14 protein-coding genes, 1 tRNA gene and 1 other RNA gene are annotated in these 15,676 nt (G+C 64.9%); 15 read left to right on the top strand and 1 reads right to left on the bottom strand.

The window, feature by feature from the left end:
- The first annotated feature begins 74 nt into the window (after positions 1-74).
- The gene (locus tag KOM00_RS11775; RefSeq protein WP_216499118.1) at positions 75-854 is read left to right on the top strand and encodes an outer membrane protein assembly factor BamD; all 780 of its coding nucleotides are present in this window, start codon (positions 75-77) and stop codon (positions 852-854) included.
- A gap of 87 nt (positions 855-941) precedes the next feature.
- Here KOM00_RS11775 and KOM00_RS11770 read toward each other — a convergent pair whose 3' ends face one another.
- Positions 942-2,231: a sensor domain-containing diguanylate cyclase gene (locus tag KOM00_RS11770; RefSeq protein WP_216499117.1), complete on the bottom strand. Its 1,290-nt coding sequence runs from the start codon at positions 2,229-2,231 to the stop codon at positions 942-944.
- A 377-nt stretch (positions 2,232-2,608) separates the two neighbouring features.
- On the opposite strand from KOM00_RS11770, the gene KOM00_RS11765 reads away from it, so the two are divergent.
- The 14 genes from KOM00_RS11765 to mraY all read left to right on the top strand — a co-directional run bounded on the left by KOM00_RS11765 (position 2,609) and on the right by mraY (position 15,647).
- Entirely contained in the window at positions 2,609-3,733 is a 1,125-nt protein-coding gene (locus tag KOM00_RS11765) for a THUMP domain-containing class I SAM-dependent RNA methyltransferase (RefSeq protein WP_216499116.1), read from the top strand.
- A 75-nt stretch (positions 3,734-3,808) separates the two neighbouring features.
- A tRNA-Ile gene (locus KOM00_RS11760) sits at positions 3,809-3,885 on the top strand.
- A 120-nt stretch (positions 3,886-4,005) separates the two neighbouring features.
- Positions 4,006-5,124 carry a Nif3-like dinuclear metal center hexameric protein gene (locus KOM00_RS11755; RefSeq protein ID WP_216499115.1) on the top strand — a complete coding sequence of 373 codons (1,119 nt, stop codon included), beginning with the start codon at positions 4,006-4,008 and terminating at the stop codon, positions 5,122-5,124.
- Positions 5,125-5,171: 47 nt separating this feature from the next.
- A complete protein-coding gene (locus tag KOM00_RS11750) occupies positions 5,172-5,888 on the top strand; it encodes a zinc ribbon domain-containing protein (RefSeq protein WP_216499114.1) in 717 nt (238 codons plus the stop codon).
- A 106-nt stretch (positions 5,889-5,994) separates the two neighbouring features.
- Positions 5,995-6,387, top strand: an RNA gene (gene rnpB / locus KOM00_RS11745) — RNase P RNA component class A.
- A 267-nt stretch (positions 6,388-6,654) separates the two neighbouring features.
- Positions 6,655-7,149: a hypothetical protein gene (locus tag KOM00_RS11740; protein ID WP_216499113.1), complete on the top strand. Its 495-nt coding sequence runs from the start codon at positions 6,655-6,657 to the stop codon at positions 7,147-7,149.
- 30 nt (positions 7,150-7,179) lie between these two features.
- Positions 7,180-7,506 (top strand): hypothetical protein, encoded by a 327-nt coding sequence (locus KOM00_RS11735; protein WP_216499112.1) that lies wholly within the window; start codon positions 7,180-7,182, stop codon positions 7,504-7,506.
- 276 nt (positions 7,507-7,782) lie between these two features.
- Positions 7,783-8,265: a division/cell wall cluster transcriptional repressor MraZ gene (mraZ, locus tag KOM00_RS11730; protein WP_216499111.1), complete on the top strand. Its 483-nt coding sequence runs from the start codon at positions 7,783-7,785 to the stop codon at positions 8,263-8,265.
- Positions 8,266-9,204, top strand: coding sequence for a 16S rRNA (cytosine(1402)-N(4))-methyltransferase RsmH (rsmH, locus tag KOM00_RS11725; protein ID WP_216499110.1), 939 nt, complete (start codon positions 8,266-8,268; stop codon positions 9,202-9,204).
- Positions 9,205-9,218: 14 nt separating this feature from the next.
- Positions 9,219-9,554, top strand: a complete 336-nt coding sequence (ftsL, locus tag KOM00_RS11720) for a cell division protein FtsL (RefSeq protein ID WP_216499109.1) — start codon at positions 9,219-9,221, stop codon at positions 9,552-9,554.
- Positions 9,551-11,515 carry a penicillin-binding protein gene (locus KOM00_RS11715; protein WP_216499108.1) on the top strand — a complete coding sequence of 655 codons (1,965 nt, stop codon included), beginning with the start codon at positions 9,551-9,553 and terminating at the stop codon, positions 11,513-11,515. The genes ftsL and KOM00_RS11715 overlap by 4 nt, the downstream gene beginning before the upstream one ends.
- Before the next feature lie 13 nt (positions 11,516-11,528).
- Complete coding sequence (locus KOM00_RS11710) at positions 11,529-13,043, top strand: UDP-N-acetylmuramoyl-L-alanyl-D-glutamate--2,6-diaminopimelate ligase (protein WP_216499107.1); 1,515 nt, start codon at positions 11,529-11,531, stop codon at positions 13,041-13,043.
- 118 nt (positions 13,044-13,161) lie between these two features.
- Entirely contained in the window at positions 13,162-14,571 is a 1,410-nt protein-coding gene (locus tag KOM00_RS11705) for a UDP-N-acetylmuramoyl-tripeptide--D-alanyl-D-alanine ligase (protein ID WP_216499106.1), read from the top strand.
- Entirely contained in the window at positions 14,571-15,647 is a 1,077-nt protein-coding gene (gene mraY, locus KOM00_RS11700; protein WP_216499105.1) for a phospho-N-acetylmuramoyl-pentapeptide-transferase, read from the top strand. Before KOM00_RS11705 ends, mraY begins: the two co-directional genes overlap by 1 nt.
- Positions 15,648-15,676: the final 29 nt, after the last annotated feature.

The following is a 15,676-nucleotide window of genomic DNA, read 5'->3' as shown; positions in this document are numbered from 1 at the left end:
CTGAGCCTCCGGGGCCGTAGCGGCTTGGGCCTCGGGGGCTTTTTCATGATCTCATCGCACTGGAGGAGTCACACATGCACTCTCGACACCTGCGTTACCCGGGCCTTTTCTCCCTGCTCCTGCTGGTCGGCGCCTGCGCTACGGCTCCGGCCCCGGTGAAGAGTCCCGAGACCTATTTCAAGGAAGGCGAGGCCGCCTACGCCTCCCGGCACTTCGAGGACGCCATCGCGCAGTTCAAGAAGGTGAAGGAGAGCTACAGCAACCCCGAACTGACGGCGCAGGCCGAGCTGAAGATCGCGGATGCCCACTTCGATAACGGCGCCTTCATCGAGGCGGCCGCAGCCTACGAGGATTTCCGCAAGCTCCACCCGAGCAACGAGAAGGCCCCGTACGCGCTGTACCGCCTGGGAGTGTCCAACTACAACGAGATCACCGGCATCGACACCGACCAGACGGCGGTGAAGAACTCCGTGCACTACCTGGAGATGTTCCTGGCCCAGTACCCTGGCTCGGAGTACGCGGCGGACGCCAAGGTGAAGCTCGCCGACTGCCGCGGCAAGCAGCTCGCCTACGAGAACTACGTTGGGAATTTCTACCTGAGAACCAAGAAGTACCCCTCCGCGATCAAGCGGCTGAACGAGGCGCTGCAGCGCTTCCCGGGCGAGCCCGGGCTCGCCGACACCCTCTTCAACCTGCAGCAGGCCTACCTGAAGTCTGGGGACACGGCACGTGCGGATGAGGTGGCGAAGAGGCTCGAGGCGGAATACCCCGCGAAGGCGCGAGAGGCGAAGGGGGAGGGGGCGAAGCCGGCCGCAGGCAAGGCGGACGAGCTTCCCATGATCATCTTCAAGTAGCGGCTGGCGAAAAGCTTTCGCTGCACCCGATAAAAAAGGCGCGCGCCCCGATCCCGGGACGCGCGCCCTCATTGCTCCCCGCCGGCTCTAGGCCACCAACTGGTGCTGCCTGCTGCCGGCGTTGCTGTTTTTGCGACCCTTCTTCTGTCGATACATCCTCTGGTCGGCCAGGCGCCAGGACGCCATCAGCTCCTCCCCGTCGTGGGCGGTGGCGGCTCCGATGGAGAGGCTCAAGGGGAGGGCTGGGTGCTCATCGTTGCTCTGGGCCAGTTGGGCCTGGAGCCGCTCCATCGCCTCGCGCAGGGTGGCTTCGTCGGTGTTGGGGAGGAGGGCCGCGAACTCGTCCCCCCCGACGCGCGCGACCACGTCCTCGCGCCGGAAGGCGTTCTTGAGCACCTCGGCCGCGTGCCGGAGCAGGTCGTCGCCGGCCGCGTGCCCCTGCTGGTCGTTGACCTCCTTCAGGCGGTCCACGTCGACCATCACGATGCTCACCGGGAACTTCCGCCCCTTGCTCAGCCGCTCGAGCTCCTCGTCGAAATAGGCGCGGTTGTAGATGCCGGTCAGGATGTCGTGGCTGCTCAGATAGCGCAGCTTCAGCTCGGCCTGCTTGCGCTCCGAGATGTCCAGCAGCGCCCCGACCACTCCCCCGGAGCTGCTCCCCGAGTTCTTGAAGGTGGCGCTGTAAAAGATCATGTCGCGGCGTTCGCCGTCGGCGCAGGTGATGGTCCCCTCGAAGCTGCGCGGGCCGACCCCGTTCTGCGCCGTCTCCTCGCCGCGGCTGTAGAGGGCGGCCAGGTCCGGGGGGAGGATGTCGTAGATGCTCTTGTTGATGTGCCCGTCCCGCTTCATGCCGATCTGCTCCTCGAACGCCTTGTTGCAGCCGAGGTACAGGCCGTTGGGATCGTTGTAGAAGATGGGGGTGGGGAGTGTGTCGATGAGGATCTGGATGAACTCCAGTTTATCCTTCAGTTCCTGCTCGTGGCGCCGACTCTGCTGCCGCAGCGTCGCCTCCGCGATGGAGCGCTGCACCGCCGGCACCAGCCGGGCCAGGTTGCCCTTGAGCACGAAGTCGTCGGCGCCGGCGCGGATGGCCGCCGCCGCGGCCTCCTCGCCGACCTTCCCGGAGATCATCAGGAAGGGGATGTCGCTGCCGCGCTCCTTGAGTATCTGCAGCGCCTTCAGGCCGCTGAAGCCGGGCATCACGTAGTCGCAGATGATGACGTCCCACGGCGACGAGTCGAGCGCCTCGGCCAGGGGCTGAGCGCTGTCCACCCGCTGGAAATGGACGTCGAAGCCCCCCTGCTCGAGCTGGATGACGATCAGCTGGGCATCGTCCGGGGCGTCCTCTACGATCAGGACTCTTAACAGTCTCTTCATGTGCGGTTTTCTCCGAAAAACCAAGGGATTGTGGCACCGGACACCGGAAAATTGTAAACGATGGCGACGCAAAGGCAACCGCCGCGCCGGAGGGGAAAACACTCCGCCGGCGACGGTTGGGCCGGGAAAGCAGGCTGGCACGGCGCTCATGAAAATATGTATCGGCACAACCTCAGCCAACTAAAGAAATTAATTTTTTATCATTATTTTTTAATCAGTGCAACGGCCGGACAACATTAATTTACGCTTTGCCGTTGCGGCGGCAAAGCCGCTGCGTGTATAGTCCTAATGAAGGTGAGCGGCAGGGGGGTGCCTTCGGTGGCTCGGCAGGCCTGAGCTTCTCATGACAGTGCCGGCACGTTTTTCAAGGAGAGGGGATGAAACAGTTTTTTTTCGCCACCACCGCCAAGGGGGTGGAAGAGGCGTTGGCTGCCGAGCTGGTGAGGCTCGGGGTGTCCGATGTGTCGGTAGAGAGCGGCGGCGCCCGTTTCGCCGGTGGGATGGAGGCGGCCTACCGCGCCAACCTCTGGCTGCGCAGCGCGAGCCGCGTGCTGATGACGCTCGCCGAGTTTCCCTGCGAGACCCCGGAGGAGCTGTACCGCGGCGTGCGCGGCGTCTCCTGGGAGCGCTTCCTCACCCCGGAGCTCACCCTCGCCGTCGACTGCAACCTGCGCGACTCCGCGCTGACCCATTCCGGCTTCGTGGCGCTCAAGACCAAGGACGCCATCGTGGACGCCCTGCGCGACCACTACGGTAGCCGCCCGAGCGTGGACACAAAGGACCCCGACCTGCGCGTCAACGTGCGGCTTTTCAAGAACCGCTGCACCCTGAGCCTCGACCTTTCCGGCGAACCGCTGGACCGGCGCGGTTACCGCCTGGACCGTCACGAGGCCCCGCTCAAGGAAAACCTGGCGGCGGCGCTGGTGGAGCTCTCCGGCTGGGACGGCAGCACCCCGCTGGTCGATCCCATGTGCGGCACCGGCACCATCGCCATCGAGGCGGCGCTCAAGGCGCTGCGCATCCCCCCCGGGCTCAACCGCCGCTTCGGCTTCCAGCGCTGGCAGGGGTTCGACCGGGCGCTCTGGGAGCGGATCGTGGCCGAGGCGCGCGCCGGGATGCTGGAGCGGCTTCCCGCGCCGGTGCAGGGTACCGACCTCTCCCACTCCGCGGTCGGCATGGCGGCCCAGAACGCCCAGCGCGCCGGCGTGCTGCAGCACCTCGTGCTGGGACGCCTCCCCATGGCCGAGCTCACCCCGCCCCCGGGGCCGGGGGTGCTGATCGTCAATCCTCCCTACGGCAAGAGGCTCGGCGAGCAGGAGGCGCTGCGTCCGCTCTACAAGGAGATCGGCGACACCCTGAAACAGCGCTGCAAGGGGTACACCGCCTACCTCTTCACCGGCAACCTCGAACTGGCCAAGTCGGTCGGACTGAAGGCGACCCGGAGGATGGTGCTCTACAACGGCCCCATCGAGTGTCGCCTGCTCAAGTACGAGATGTATTAGGGAAGCGGGCTTCTGTCATTAAAATAGAAGCTTGACACGCTAACCCTTTTACTATATGTTTTAATTTCGCTTTTCGGGCCTATAGCTCAGTTGGTTAGAGCTACCGGCTCATAACCGGTCGGTCCCAGGTTCGAGTCCTGGTGGGCCCACCACCTTACAAATTAGGATGATGTGGGGATGCCCTTAAAGCACCTGGTCAGACGAAAAAATACACTTCTAGTGGGGAGAAAGAGTGCACACCAAGCGGTTGCACTCTTTTTCTTTTGAGCGCGATGATAACTCCAAGAATTTCGGATCTAGTTGGAATAACTGGTAAAATCGCCCCAATTCACTTCGCTGAATCCTGGGACAACGTGGGGCTGCAGCTGGGCGACCCGGTCGCCCCGGTCTCCCGGCTCATGGTGGCGCTCGATCCCGGCCGTCCCGCCGTGGAGGCGGCCATCGAAGCCCGTTGCCAGCTGCTCGTCACGCACCACCCCTTCATCTTCTCCCCGCTGAAAAAGATCACCGCCGCCGACGAGACCGGCCGCCTTACCATCCTCGCCCTCAAGCACGACCTCGCCATCATCTCCATGCACACCAACCTCGACATAGCCCAAGGGGGCGTGAACGACCTCCTGGCCGGCCGTCTGGGGATCCAGGGTGCGCAGCCGCTGAAGATCACCGGCGGGGAGGAGTACGCCAAGATGGTGCTCTTCGCGCCGTGCGGTTTCGAGGAGAAGCTTCTGGCCGCGCTCTCCCCCTTCATCCCCCTGATCGGCAACTACCGCGACTGTTCCTACCAGTCGGAGGGGACCGGGCGTTTCACCCCGCTTGCCGGCGCCAAGCCGTTCGTGGGCGAGGTCGGGGCGGGGCACGCGGAGCCGGAAAGCAGGCTCGAGCTCCTGATCATGAAGGACCGCATCGGTCCCGCCGTCACCGCCATGAAGGGGGCGCACCCCTACGAGGAGCCCGCCTACGACCTGTACCCGGTGCTGAACCAGGGGGCACCGCGGGGGCTGGGGCGGATCGGGACGCTGGCTGCCCCGGTAACGGCAGCGTGTTTTGCGAAGGAGGTCCGGGAGCGTCTCGGCGCCGCCGGGGTGCGGCTGGTCGGGGATCCCGAGCGCCAGGTGAAGAAGGTCGCCGTCTGCGGCGGCTCCGGCGTCTCGCTGCTGCACGACGCGGCGCGAAAGGGTGCCGATATCCTCGTGACCGGGGACGTGAAATACCACGAGGCGCGCGAGGCCGAGGCCCTCGGGGTGGCACTCCTCGACGCCGGGCACTTTGCCACCGAGCGCCTTATGGTGCAGGGGCTCGGGGCGCAGTTGCGGGAGTTCCTCGCGGCGCGCCGCTTCGAGGCGGAAATAGTTGAATACCAGGGAGAGCAGGAACCTTTCACCTTCTGGTGAGGCATCTGCTCTTTGAGAACATAAAAAGGTAGTTGGGGAGGCGGATTTTGCGTAACAAACTGAAGGCGTTATACGAATTGCAGGAGATCGACCTGAGGATCGACGGTCTGGACGGCGAGAAGGCGCAGCTTTTGGGCGAGTCCCAGGCGCTGGAAGCGAAGCTTGCGGAAGCGCGCGAGAAGATCGCGGCGCGGCGTGAAGAAGTGAGCGCGCTCGAGGAGGAGAAGGGGGCGCTCGAGGCGAACCTCGCTTCCGAGAACGACAACATCGCCCGTTCCGAGTCGCACCTCAAGGAGATCAAGACCCAGAAGGAGTACCAGGCCGTCTCCAAGGAGATCTCCGGCGCGAAGAAGCTGATCGCCGAGCTGGAGGAGCAGATCCTGCAGAAGATCAACGCCATAGAGGAGATCAACGGCGATATCGCCAAGCGGGAAGCCGACCTCTCCGAGATGGAGACCAACGTCGCCGCGCAGCAGGCCGAGGTGCAGCAGAAGGTCGATGCGCTGGAGGGGGGGATCGCCAAGGATGCCGCCACCCGCGAGGAGACCGTGAAGGGGCTCCCCGCCTCGGTCATGAAGCGTTACAGCAAGCTGCGCGACCAGAGAAGGGGTGTCGCCGTGGTCGAGGCCAAGGAAGGGAACTGCATGGGGTGCAACATGCATCTGCCGCCGCAGCTCTACAACACCCTGTTCCGTGCCGACGACGTGGTGACCTGTCCCCACTGCCAGCGTATCCTGATCATGAAGCTGGAAGTGCAGGACTAAAGAGAATCCAGATTAAGACTGAGACTAAGATTAAGCAGGCACAACCCCAAGGGGGCGCCTTTTCTTAGTCTCAATCTTTGTCTCAGACTGCAGTTAAGTTTTGGCCGAAGCAGACCAGATGGCCGCCGTCCCCCGTAGCCTTGTGCGAAGGGGGAGGGAGGAAAGTCCGGGCTCCACAGGGCATGGTGCTGGATAACGTCCAGCGGGGGCAACCCCAGGGAAAGTGCCACAGAGAGAAGTCCGCCCTCCGAAGCCTTGGCGAAGGGGGGTAAGGGTGAAAGGGTGAGGTAAGAGCTCACCGGGTTCGGCGGCGACGCCGGATGCCAGGTAAACCCCACCAGGAGCAAGACCAAATAGGGAAGCGCCAAGGACGGCCCGTCCGTGCTTCCGGGTTGGTTGCTTGAGGGTGTCGGCAACGGCACTCCTAGATGAATGACCATCGCCCGCCTCCGGGTAACCGGTTGCGGGAACAGAACCCGGCTTACGGGCTGCTTCGGCCAAAAATACAAAAGACGTTCAAGCTTCGCCGTCCGCTCGCTCCGGCCTGACCCGGCGACGGCGGGCCCCAAGCCTTGAGTGCCGAGTCTCGAACGACCGGGTCCAGGCGCAAAGCCGTGGGGGGCGCGCCGCTTCATGCCTTTGCCGTTCTTCGTTTTTGTGCGGTCTCTGCGTCTTGGCGTCTTTGCGTTTAAAAAAACGGTTTTAAAGTATAGACCGCCTTCCGGTCGCTCCGGACGGCGTTTTTTTATGTTGCACGAGGTTTCGCGTGGCCGGATGGGATCATGAGTGGCAGGAGGCGGTGAGCAGGGTGGCGGCGGCGTTCGAGCGGCTCTCCGATGCCGCCCGGCAGAACCTGGAAGGGCACGCCCGCGGCATGGTGGCGCACAAGGAGGCGATGCAGCAACTGGTCGCCCGCGCCGACGCCGCCGCCCATTGCGCCGGCTGCGGCGGGGCCTGCTGCGTCAGGGGGCGCTACCACTTCAGCGCCGTCGACCTGCTGGTCTACCTGGCCACGGCAAAGCCGCTCTTCGCACCCCGTTTCGACAACGGCCTCTGCCCGTTTCTGGGCGAGCCGGAATGCCTGATCCCCGCCGGCTACCGTCCCTTCAACTGCATCACCTTTAATTGCGACCTCATCGAGGACCAGCTGACGCGGGACGAGGTGTCCCGCTTTTACCGGATGGAGCAGGAGCTTTCCGCCCGCTACGCCGAGATCCGCGCCCTGTTCCCGGCGCGGAGCATGGACGGCCCCTTGCTTTGACCCTGCTTTGACCCCACAGGAGAAGTGACCATGGCTACAACGATCAACGACATCGTGCTGGTGCACATCGACAACAAACCCGCCTTCCACGCCAGGATCGAGGACATCTCGCCTGACGCGAAGCCGGGGTGGTGGCAGGTGAAGCTCCTGGTGCTCACCGTGCCGCTCCAGGTCTACAACTGGATCCTGGACGAGAGCCAGGTGAACGGCGCCCCCTTCACCATGTCCGGGACGCCCATAATGCTCGAGAAGATCGTCTCGCCGGAGCCTCCCCTGAAGCCGGTCCCCCCGGTCGACAACGGGGGCTCCCAGAAGAAGGGGAACGTGGTGTCCCTGTTCGACAGGAAAAAGAATTAGTAATGTCGCACCGTTCCGGGCGGGGTCATCAAGGCCCCGCCCGCCTCGTTTTCCACCGCGCTGTTCGCTAGGCTTTTTAATTTGCCCCGATTCACCCCCCGGCTTTTACCACTTCTTGCCACCGGTTCCCGCTCCCCGCTTAACTCATCGGAAAACCTCCCAAAAATTCCCTATTTGCCGCTAATTTTGCCTTGACATCAATGCGTGCCTCCCGTATAGTTCGTGCACGAAAGTGGTATGTAGTGGTATAAAGTGGCAACGAGTGCCGGGGAAACCATGTTCAGAGGGAAGTTCGACACGACCATCGACGCCAAGGGGCGCACCAGCATTCCCGCGAAATTCCGCGAGGTTCTGGTTGACAGCTTCGGCGACGAGCGCTTCTTCCTCACCAAGTCCAGTCCGCTGCGGCTGGGGGGTGGGGCGATGGGCTATGGCCTTGTCATCTATCCCTACACCGAGTTCCTGGCCCTGGAAGAAAGGCTCAAGGACGGGGCCGCCCTCGGCTTCTCCGTCGAACAGCTGGCCGCGGTGCGCCGCACCGTCCTGGTCCCCGCCGTCGAATGCACGGCGGACAAGCTGGGGCGCATCCTGGTCCCCACCGACCTGAGAAAGACCGCGCAGCTGGAGCGCGAACTCCACTTCGTGGGCATGCAGAAAAAGATCGACATCTACAGCCAGGCCGTCTGGGCCCAGGTCTGCGCCCAGGACGAGCAGAACTTCCCGCTCGATTCGCCCGCCCTCGCGGGTCTGGGTCTCTAGATGGCGGACTTCCATCACATATCGGTGCTCCCGGACGAGGTCCTCGAGCTCATCGCCCCCAAGTCGGGCGGCATCTACGTGGACGGCACCCTGGGGGGCGCCGGCCACGCCGGCCTGATCCTCGAGGCGAGCGCGCCGGACGGCATGCTGATCGGCTTCGACCGCGACGCCGAAGCAATCGCGGTGGCCCGGGAAAGACTCGCACCCTTCGGGGACCGGGTCAGGATCTTCCAGAGGAACTTCTCCTCCATAGCCGCGACCCTGGCCGAAGCCGGTGTGGCCGCGATCGACGGCTTCGTGCTCGACCTCGGGGTCTCCAGCCACCAGCTGGACAAGGAGGAGCGGGGCTTCAGCTTCCAGGCCGACGCGCCCCTGGACATGCGCATGGACCGAAGCTCGGGGCCGAGCGCGGCCGACCTGGTGAACACCCTCTCCGAGGGGGAGCTGCACCGCATCATCGCCGACTACGGCGAGGAGCGCTGGGCCAAGAGGGTCGCCTCCTTCATCGTCAAGGCGAGGGAAGAGCACCCGATCGAGACCACCATGCAACTGGTGGACGTCATCAAGGGGGCGATTCCCAAGGCGAAGTGGGAAGAGCGGCTGCACCCGGCGACCAGGACCTTCCAGGGGTTGCGCATAGCGGTCAACGAGGAGCTGAAGAGCCTGGAGGACGGGCTTTCCGACCTCTTGAAGCTCCTCAAACCCGGAGGGCGCGGCGCGGTGATCTCCTTCCACTCGCTGGAGGACCGCATCGTGAAGGAGGCCTTCCGAGACGCCTCCGCCGGCTGCATCTGCCCCAAGGAACTCCCGATCTGCGTCTGCAAACGGGTGCCCCAGTACAAGGTGCTCACCAAGAAGGCGGTCAAGGCCGGGGATGAGGAACTGAAAGCGAACCCGCGCTCCCGGAGCGCACGCCTTAGAGGCATCGAGAAGATTTAACAAGAGGTAGCACTATGGCACAGAGCAAAGTTGCCTACGGCAAGGTCGCCGCACCGGCACGCCCGGGCGCGGTAGTAAGGGAAAACTGGATCAGCTTCCGTTATCTGACGGGGGTCATGGTCATGCTCACGCTGGTCTCCATCTTCCACGTCTGGTCCCGGGTCGAGGTGATCGACATGAACCTGAGGATAGGCGAGGCGAGCCGGCAGTTCAGGGAGCAGCAGCAGGAGAACAAGCGCCTCAAGGTTGAGGTGGCGTCGCTCAAGGCGCCGGCCCGCATCGAGGCGCTGGCCAAGGGTGAGCTCGGCATGGCGCTCCCCACCGACCAGCAGGTGGTCCTGGTCAAGTGATAGACAAGTGGGAGAAATGGGCCAGGGTCCGCATGCGCTTCGTGGCTCTGCTCTTCGTCGGATTCTTCATAGCGGCAACCGGACGCGCCTTCTACCTGCAGGTGCTTGACAACGACAAGCTGGTGAAGATCGCCGAGAAGCAGCACCAGAAGAGCATCCTGCTGACGCCCAGCCGCGGCGGGATCTACGACCGCAACAACGCGCCCTTCGCCGTCTCCATCGAGATGGACTCCTGCTACGCGGAGACCCGGAACATGGAGAACATCCCCGAGGCCGCGGCGCAGCTCGCCCCGGCGCTTGGGTACTCCAAGGATGAGCTCGAGGCGAAGCTGAAGGGGGCGAAGAACTTCGTCTGGCTGGCCCGCAGGATGCCCCCCGAGCAGGCGAAAAGGGTGAAGGCGCTCGACCTGGAAGGGGTCGGCTTCGTCAAGGAGAGCCGCCGCTTCTACCCGAACTCCCAGGTCGCCGCCCACGTGATCGGCTTCACCGGGGTCGACCCGAGCGGACTGGAAGGGGTCGAGAAGAAGTACGACAACATCATCCTCGGCAACACCGGCTACCTGGTGACCGAGCGCGACGCCCTGGGGCGCGACATCGCCCTCAAGAAGGGGAGCGAGGGGAAGGCGGGTTCCAAGGGGAGTAATGTCGTCCTCACCCTGGACAAGAACATCCAGTACATAGCGGAGAAGGAGCTCACCAAGACCATCGAGAAAAACGGTGCCAAGGCGGGGATCGCCATCGTGATGGAGCCCGACACCGGGCGGGTGCTGGCCATGGCCAACTACCCCTCCTTCAACCCGAACAACATCAAGGAGCTCGCCCCCGGGGCGATCAGGAACCGCGCCATAGCCGACAGCTTCGAGCCCGGCTCCACCTTCAAGATCTTCCTGGTGGCGGCGGCGCTGGAGGCGGGGGTGATCCGCCCGGGCGACAGCTTCAACTGCGAGAACGGCTCCTGCAACATGTACGGCAGGACCATCCACGACACGCACAAGTACGGTGCGTTGACCGTGCCGCAGATCCTCAAGTACTCGAGCAACATCGGCGCCGCCAAGATCGGCCAGAGGCTCGGGTCGCAGCGCCTGTTCACGGCGCTCACCGGTTTCGGGTTCGGAGAGAAGAGCAGCATCGACCTCCCCGGCGAGGTCTCCGGGATGCTCCGCCCGCAGGAGAAGTGGTACGGCATCGACCTGGCCACCATCTCCTTCGGCCAAGGGGTGACCGCCACCGCACTGCAGCTTACCGCCGCGGTGTCCGCCGTCGCCAACGGCGGCAACCTGATGAAGCCGTACCTGGTGGACCGGATCGTGGACGACGAGGGGGTCGTGCTGCAGCAGTTCGGGCCGCAGCTGAAGAGAAGGGTGGTCTCCCCGGAGACGGCCAGGACCGTGGCCCGCATGCTGGAGGGGGTCGTGGCCGATGGCGGGACCGGGACCGGGGCCGCGGTTGACGGCTACCGGGTCGCCGGCAAGACCGGCACCGCCCAGAAGGTCGAGGGGCGCAGCTACTCGGCCAGCAAGCGCATCGGTTCCTTCATCGGGTTCGTGCCGGTCGAGAAGCCGCGGCTGGCCATCATGGTGATGGTGGACGAGCCGACCGCCAACGTGTACGGGGGGGTCGTCGCCGCCCCCGCGTTCAGCGCCATAGCGCAGCAGTCCCTCTGCTACCTGAACGTCCCGCCTGACAAGAGCATCAAGAAGAAGCCGGCGCCGGCACCCGAGAAGGTCACCCCGCAGGCGGAGCAGGCGGTGGTCGAGGGGGGGACGGTCGAAGGGGCGGACGCCGGGACCATGCCCAACTTCCGCGGCATGAGCATGAGGCAGGTGCTGAGGGTCATGGAGCAGCGCGGCCTCAACGTCAAGCTGCAGGGGAGCGGGAGGGCGGTGGAACAGAACCCGCCGCCGGGAGCGCGCATCACCACGCAGGACCAGGTCTGGGTACGCTTCGTGCCGACGGCCTGACCATGGGGGAAGTATGAAACTGAAACAACTTCTGGCATGTGTTCCGGGCGCCAAGGTGACCGGGGACGACGCCATCGAGATAGGGTCGCTCTGCTACGACTCGCGGCAGGTGACGCCCGGTGCCGTCTTCTTCGCCCTGCGCGGCGTGAAGAGCGACGGGACAGAATACGTGGCATCCGCTGTAAAGGGGGGGGCGGTCGCAATTGTTGCGGACCGCCCCTGCGCCGTTGCCGGGGTCGCCTGCGTCGAGGTCCCCGACGCCCGCCGCGCCATGAGCCTCATGGCCGCCGTGTTCTACGGCACCCCCACCGGGGAGATCCCGCTGGTGGGCATCACCGGCACCAACGGCAAGACCACCACCACCTACCTGGTCGAGGGGATCATGGCGCAGGCCGGCATCCCGGCAGCGGTTTTGGGCACCATCAGCTACCGCTTCGGCGGCACCAGCATCCCGGCCCCGAACACCACCCCCGAATCGGTCGACCTGCAGCGGATCCTGAGGGAGCTCGTGGACCAGGGGGCGAAGGGCGCGGTGATGGAAGTCTCCTCGCACTCCCTGGAGCAGCGCCGCGCCGACGGCTGCATCTTCGACGTGGCCATCTTCACCAACCTGACCCGCGACCACCTCGACTACCACCTCGACATGGAGTCCTACTACCAGAGCAAGCTGAGGCTCTTCACCGACCTTCTGACCCCGAGCGCGCACAAGCCGCTTCGGCGCGCGGTGGTGAACCTGGACGACCCCTACGGGGCGAGGATCGCGGCCGATTCCGCAGCGCCGGTCTTGACCTACGCCGTGAACGCACCGGCCGACCTGAGCGTCGCCGAGGTGAACTTCTCGGTGCACGGAATCCGCTGCCGCCTCAACTCGCCGGTGGGGGAGATCAACATCAACTCCGACCTCCTGGGTCGCTTCAACCTGTACAACATGATGGGTGCCGTGGGTGCCGGGCTCGCCCTGGGGATCCCCAAGGAGGCGATCGAGGCCGGGATCGAGGGGCACAAGAAGGTTCCGGGGCGCCTGGAGCGGGTCCAAAACGACCAGGGGATCATCGTGCTGGTCGACTACGCCCACACCGGCGACGCGCTGGAGAACGTCCTCTCCACCATAGCCGAGCTGAAAACCGACCGGATCATCACCATCTTCGGCTGCGGCGGCGACCGCGACAAGGGGAAGCGCCCGGTGATGGGGGAGATCGCGGCCCGCTACAGCGACCTCGCCATCGTCACCTCGGACAACCCGCGCACCGAGGATCCGCAGGCGATCCTCGAAGACGTCCGGGCCGGCATCCCGACGGGCTTGAAGGAGTACAGCCTGGAGGAACTGGAAGGGGGGGTGCGCGAGAAGGGGTTCGCCACCATCGAGTCCCGGCGCACCGCGGTGCGCACCGCCATCCTGGCCGCCCGGCCCGGCGACATAGTGCTTTTGGCCGGGAAGGGGCACGAGGATTACCAGATCGTGGGCACCGAGAAGTTCCACTTCGACGACCGTGAAGAGGCGGCCGCGGCCCTGAAACTCAGGGCGTAAAAAAAGGTTCCCTTTTCCCTTATTTTGCGGCACATTACTGGTTTTGCGTCGTGCCTTGGAAAAACGGAAAACGAAGGGCGTCGAGACGCCCGGCAGCATAAAGGAAACAGGGATTTAGATGGCGATGTTCACGCTGAAAGAAATAGCCGAGGCAACCGGCGGCAGGATGATCGGGGAGGCGCAGACCGTGGTGTCGGGCGTGTCCACCGACTCGCGCCAGGTCGCCCCGGGAGAGCTGTTCGTGCCGCTCGTGGGAGAGCGCTTCGACGGCCACGACTTCATCACCACGGCCGCGGGACGCGGGGTCACCGCGTTTCTCATGGCCGAGAGCTGGCTCGCCGGACACGCCCTGCCGGCGGGTGCCTGCGCGGTAGCGGTCCCGGACACCCTGCGTGCCCTGGGGGATCTGGCCGCCTGGCACCGCCGCCGCTTCGACCTCAAGGTGGTCGCGGTGACCGGCAGCAACGGCAAGACCACCACCAAGGAGATGCTGGCCGGCATCCTGTCCCAGACCGGCCCCGGCCTGAAGACCGAGGGGAACCTGAACAACCTGATCGGCCTGCCGCTCACCCTGTTCAGGCTCACCGGCCGCGAGCGCTGGGCGGTGGTGGAGATCGGCATGAGCGAGTTCGGCGAGATCGATCGCCTGGCCGAGATTGCCGAGCCGCAGGTGGGGATCATCACCAATGCCTTCCCGGCGCACCTGGAGACCCTGGGGAGCGTGGAAGGGGTGGCGCGCGCAAAGGGGGAGCTCTTCCTGCGCCTGAAGGAAGGCGCGGTCGCGGTCTACAACGTGGACGACCCCCTCGTCTCCGCCTGTCCGACCCACTTGAACGTGACCCGGCTCACCTTCGGCCTTCGCGGCGCGGAGGTCTCCTCCGCATCCATCAGGGGGCTTGGGAAGCTGGGGGAGAGCTTTACCTTGAGGCTACCCGACGGCGAGGAGCAGGTCACCCTCAGGGCCTTCGGCCGGCACAACATCTACAACGCCCTGGCCGCGGCGGCCGCGGCGCACGCCTTGGGCGTGCCGGGAGCGGTGATCCGCCAAGGGCTCGAGGAGTTCACCCCTTACGACAAGCGCTTCCAGCTCGAGGAGGTCGCCGGCATCACCCTGATCGACGACAGCTACAACGCCAACCCCGCCTCCATGGCGGCGGCCCTCACCACGCTGCACGAGGTGGCGGACGGGGCGCGCAGCGCGGCGGTCCTTGGCGACATGCTGGAGCTGGGGCTCGGTACCGAGGAGGCGCACCGGGAGCTCGGCCGCAAGGCCGCCGGCACCGTGGAGCGCCTGTACCTTTTGGGCGAACTGGCCGCGGAGGTCGAGAAAGGGGCGCTCGAAGCGGGGCTTCCCGCCGAGCGTATCGTGCGCGCGACGAGCCACGAGGCGCTGGCCGGCGGGCTCATCGCCTGGCTTCAGCCCGGCGACTGCGTCCTCTTCAAGGGGTCGCGCGGCATGAAGATGGAAAAGGTGGCGACGGCGGTAAAAGAGGCGCTGGCACCCACGAAACAAGGGGGGCATGACTGATGCTGTACCATCTTTTGTATCCGCTCGCCTCGGACTACAAGCTTTTCAACGTCTTCAAATACCTGACCTTCCGCACCATCTACGCCATGATCACGGCGCTGGTGCTCTCCTTCATCGTGGGGCCCTGGGTGGTCAGGAAGCTCGAAGGGTTGCAGGCGCGCCAGGTGATCCGCACCGACGGTCCCGAGTCGCACCTGAAGAAGCAGGGGACCCCCACCATGGGCGGGGTGCTGATCCTGGTCTGCATCATCGTGCCGACCCTCCTCTGGGCCGACCTGAAGAACGTCTTCATCTGGCTCACCCTGCTCATCATCGCAGGCTACGGGGTGCTGGGCTTCGTGGACGACTACAAGAAGGTGGTGGAAAAGAACCCCAAGGGGCTCTCGCCGCGCCAGAAGATGTTCTGGCAGGTGATTCTGGCCGGCGGCGTCGGCATCTTCCTCTACTACCTCCCCGGCTTCTCCACCGAGCTCTACTTCCCGTTCTTCAAGAGGCTGCACCCGGAGCTGGGTATCCTCTTCATCCCGTTCGTGACCCTGGTCATCGTGGGCGCGAGCAACGCGGTGAACCTGACCGACGGCCTGGACGGGCTGGCGATCGGGCCGGTGGCCATCAACGCGGCCACCTACATGCTTTTCTGCTACATCGCCGGTAACGCGAGACTCTCCGGCTACCTGCAGATCCCGTACGTCCCGGGCGCCGGCGAGCTCGCCGTCCTGTGCGGGGCCATGGTCGGCGCGGGACTTGGCTTTCTCTGGTACAACAGCTACCCGGCCGAGGTCTTCATGGGGGACGTCGGCTCCCTGTCGCTGGGGGGAGGGTTGGGCACCCTGGCCGTGCTCACCAAGCAGGAGATCCTGCTGGTCATCGTCGGCGGCGTCTTCGTCGTGGAGGCGCTCTCGGTCATTTTCCAGGTGGGCTCCTACAAGTACCGCGGCAAGCGGATCTTCCGCATGGCGCCCATTCACCATCATTTCGAGCTGAAGGGGGTGGCCGAACCGAAGATCATCGTCCGGTTCTGGATCATCACCATCATCCTTGCGCTCGTCGCCATCTCGACGCTGAAGATGCGCTAGCCGCGTCTCCGCGTGAGGATGTGCCAACT

Origin of the sequence: Geomonas diazotrophica, from assembly GCF_018919385.1 — a bacterium.
GTDB classification, from domain to species: domain Bacteria; phylum Desulfobacterota; class Desulfuromonadia; order Geobacterales; family Geobacteraceae; genus Geomonas; species Geomonas diazotrophica.
The sequence above is the reverse complement of the archived record's forward strand: the minus strand, read 5'-3'. Positions and strand labels throughout refer to the sequence as shown.

Coding starts and splice junctions, on each gene's coding strand:
- KOM00_RS11775 (WP_216499118.1), top strand. CDS start 75: ATGCACTCTCGACACCTGCGTTACCCGGGCCTTTTCTCCCTGCTCCTG.
- KOM00_RS11770 (WP_216499117.1), bottom strand. CDS start 2,231: ATGAAGAGACTGTTAAGAGTCCTGATCGTAGAGGACGCCCCGGACGAT.
- KOM00_RS11765 (WP_216499116.1), top strand. CDS start 2,609: ATGAAACAGTTTTTTTTCGCCACCACCGCCAAGGGGGTGGAAGAGGCG.
- KOM00_RS11755 (WP_216499115.1), top strand. CDS start 4,006: ATGATAACTCCAAGAATTTCGGATCTAGTTGGAATAACTGGTAAAATC.
- KOM00_RS11735 (WP_216499112.1), top strand. CDS start 7,180: ATGGCTACAACGATCAACGACATCGTGCTGGTGCACATCGACAACAAA.
- mraZ (WP_216499111.1), top strand. CDS start 7,783: ATGTTCAGAGGGAAGTTCGACACGACCATCGACGCCAAGGGGCGCACC.
- rsmH (WP_216499110.1), top strand. CDS start 8,266: ATGGCGGACTTCCATCACATATCGGTGCTCCCGGACGAGGTCCTCGAG.
- ftsL (WP_216499109.1), top strand. CDS start 9,219: ATGGCACAGAGCAAAGTTGCCTACGGCAAGGTCGCCGCACCGGCACGC.
- KOM00_RS11710 (WP_216499107.1), top strand. CDS start 11,529: ATGAAACTGAAACAACTTCTGGCATGTGTTCCGGGCGCCAAGGTGACC.
- KOM00_RS11705 (WP_216499106.1), top strand. CDS start 13,162: ATGGCGATGTTCACGCTGAAAGAAATAGCCGAGGCAACCGGCGGCAGG.
- mraY (WP_216499105.1), top strand. CDS start 14,571: ATGCTGTACCATCTTTTGTATCCGCTCGCCTCGGACTACAAGCTTTTC.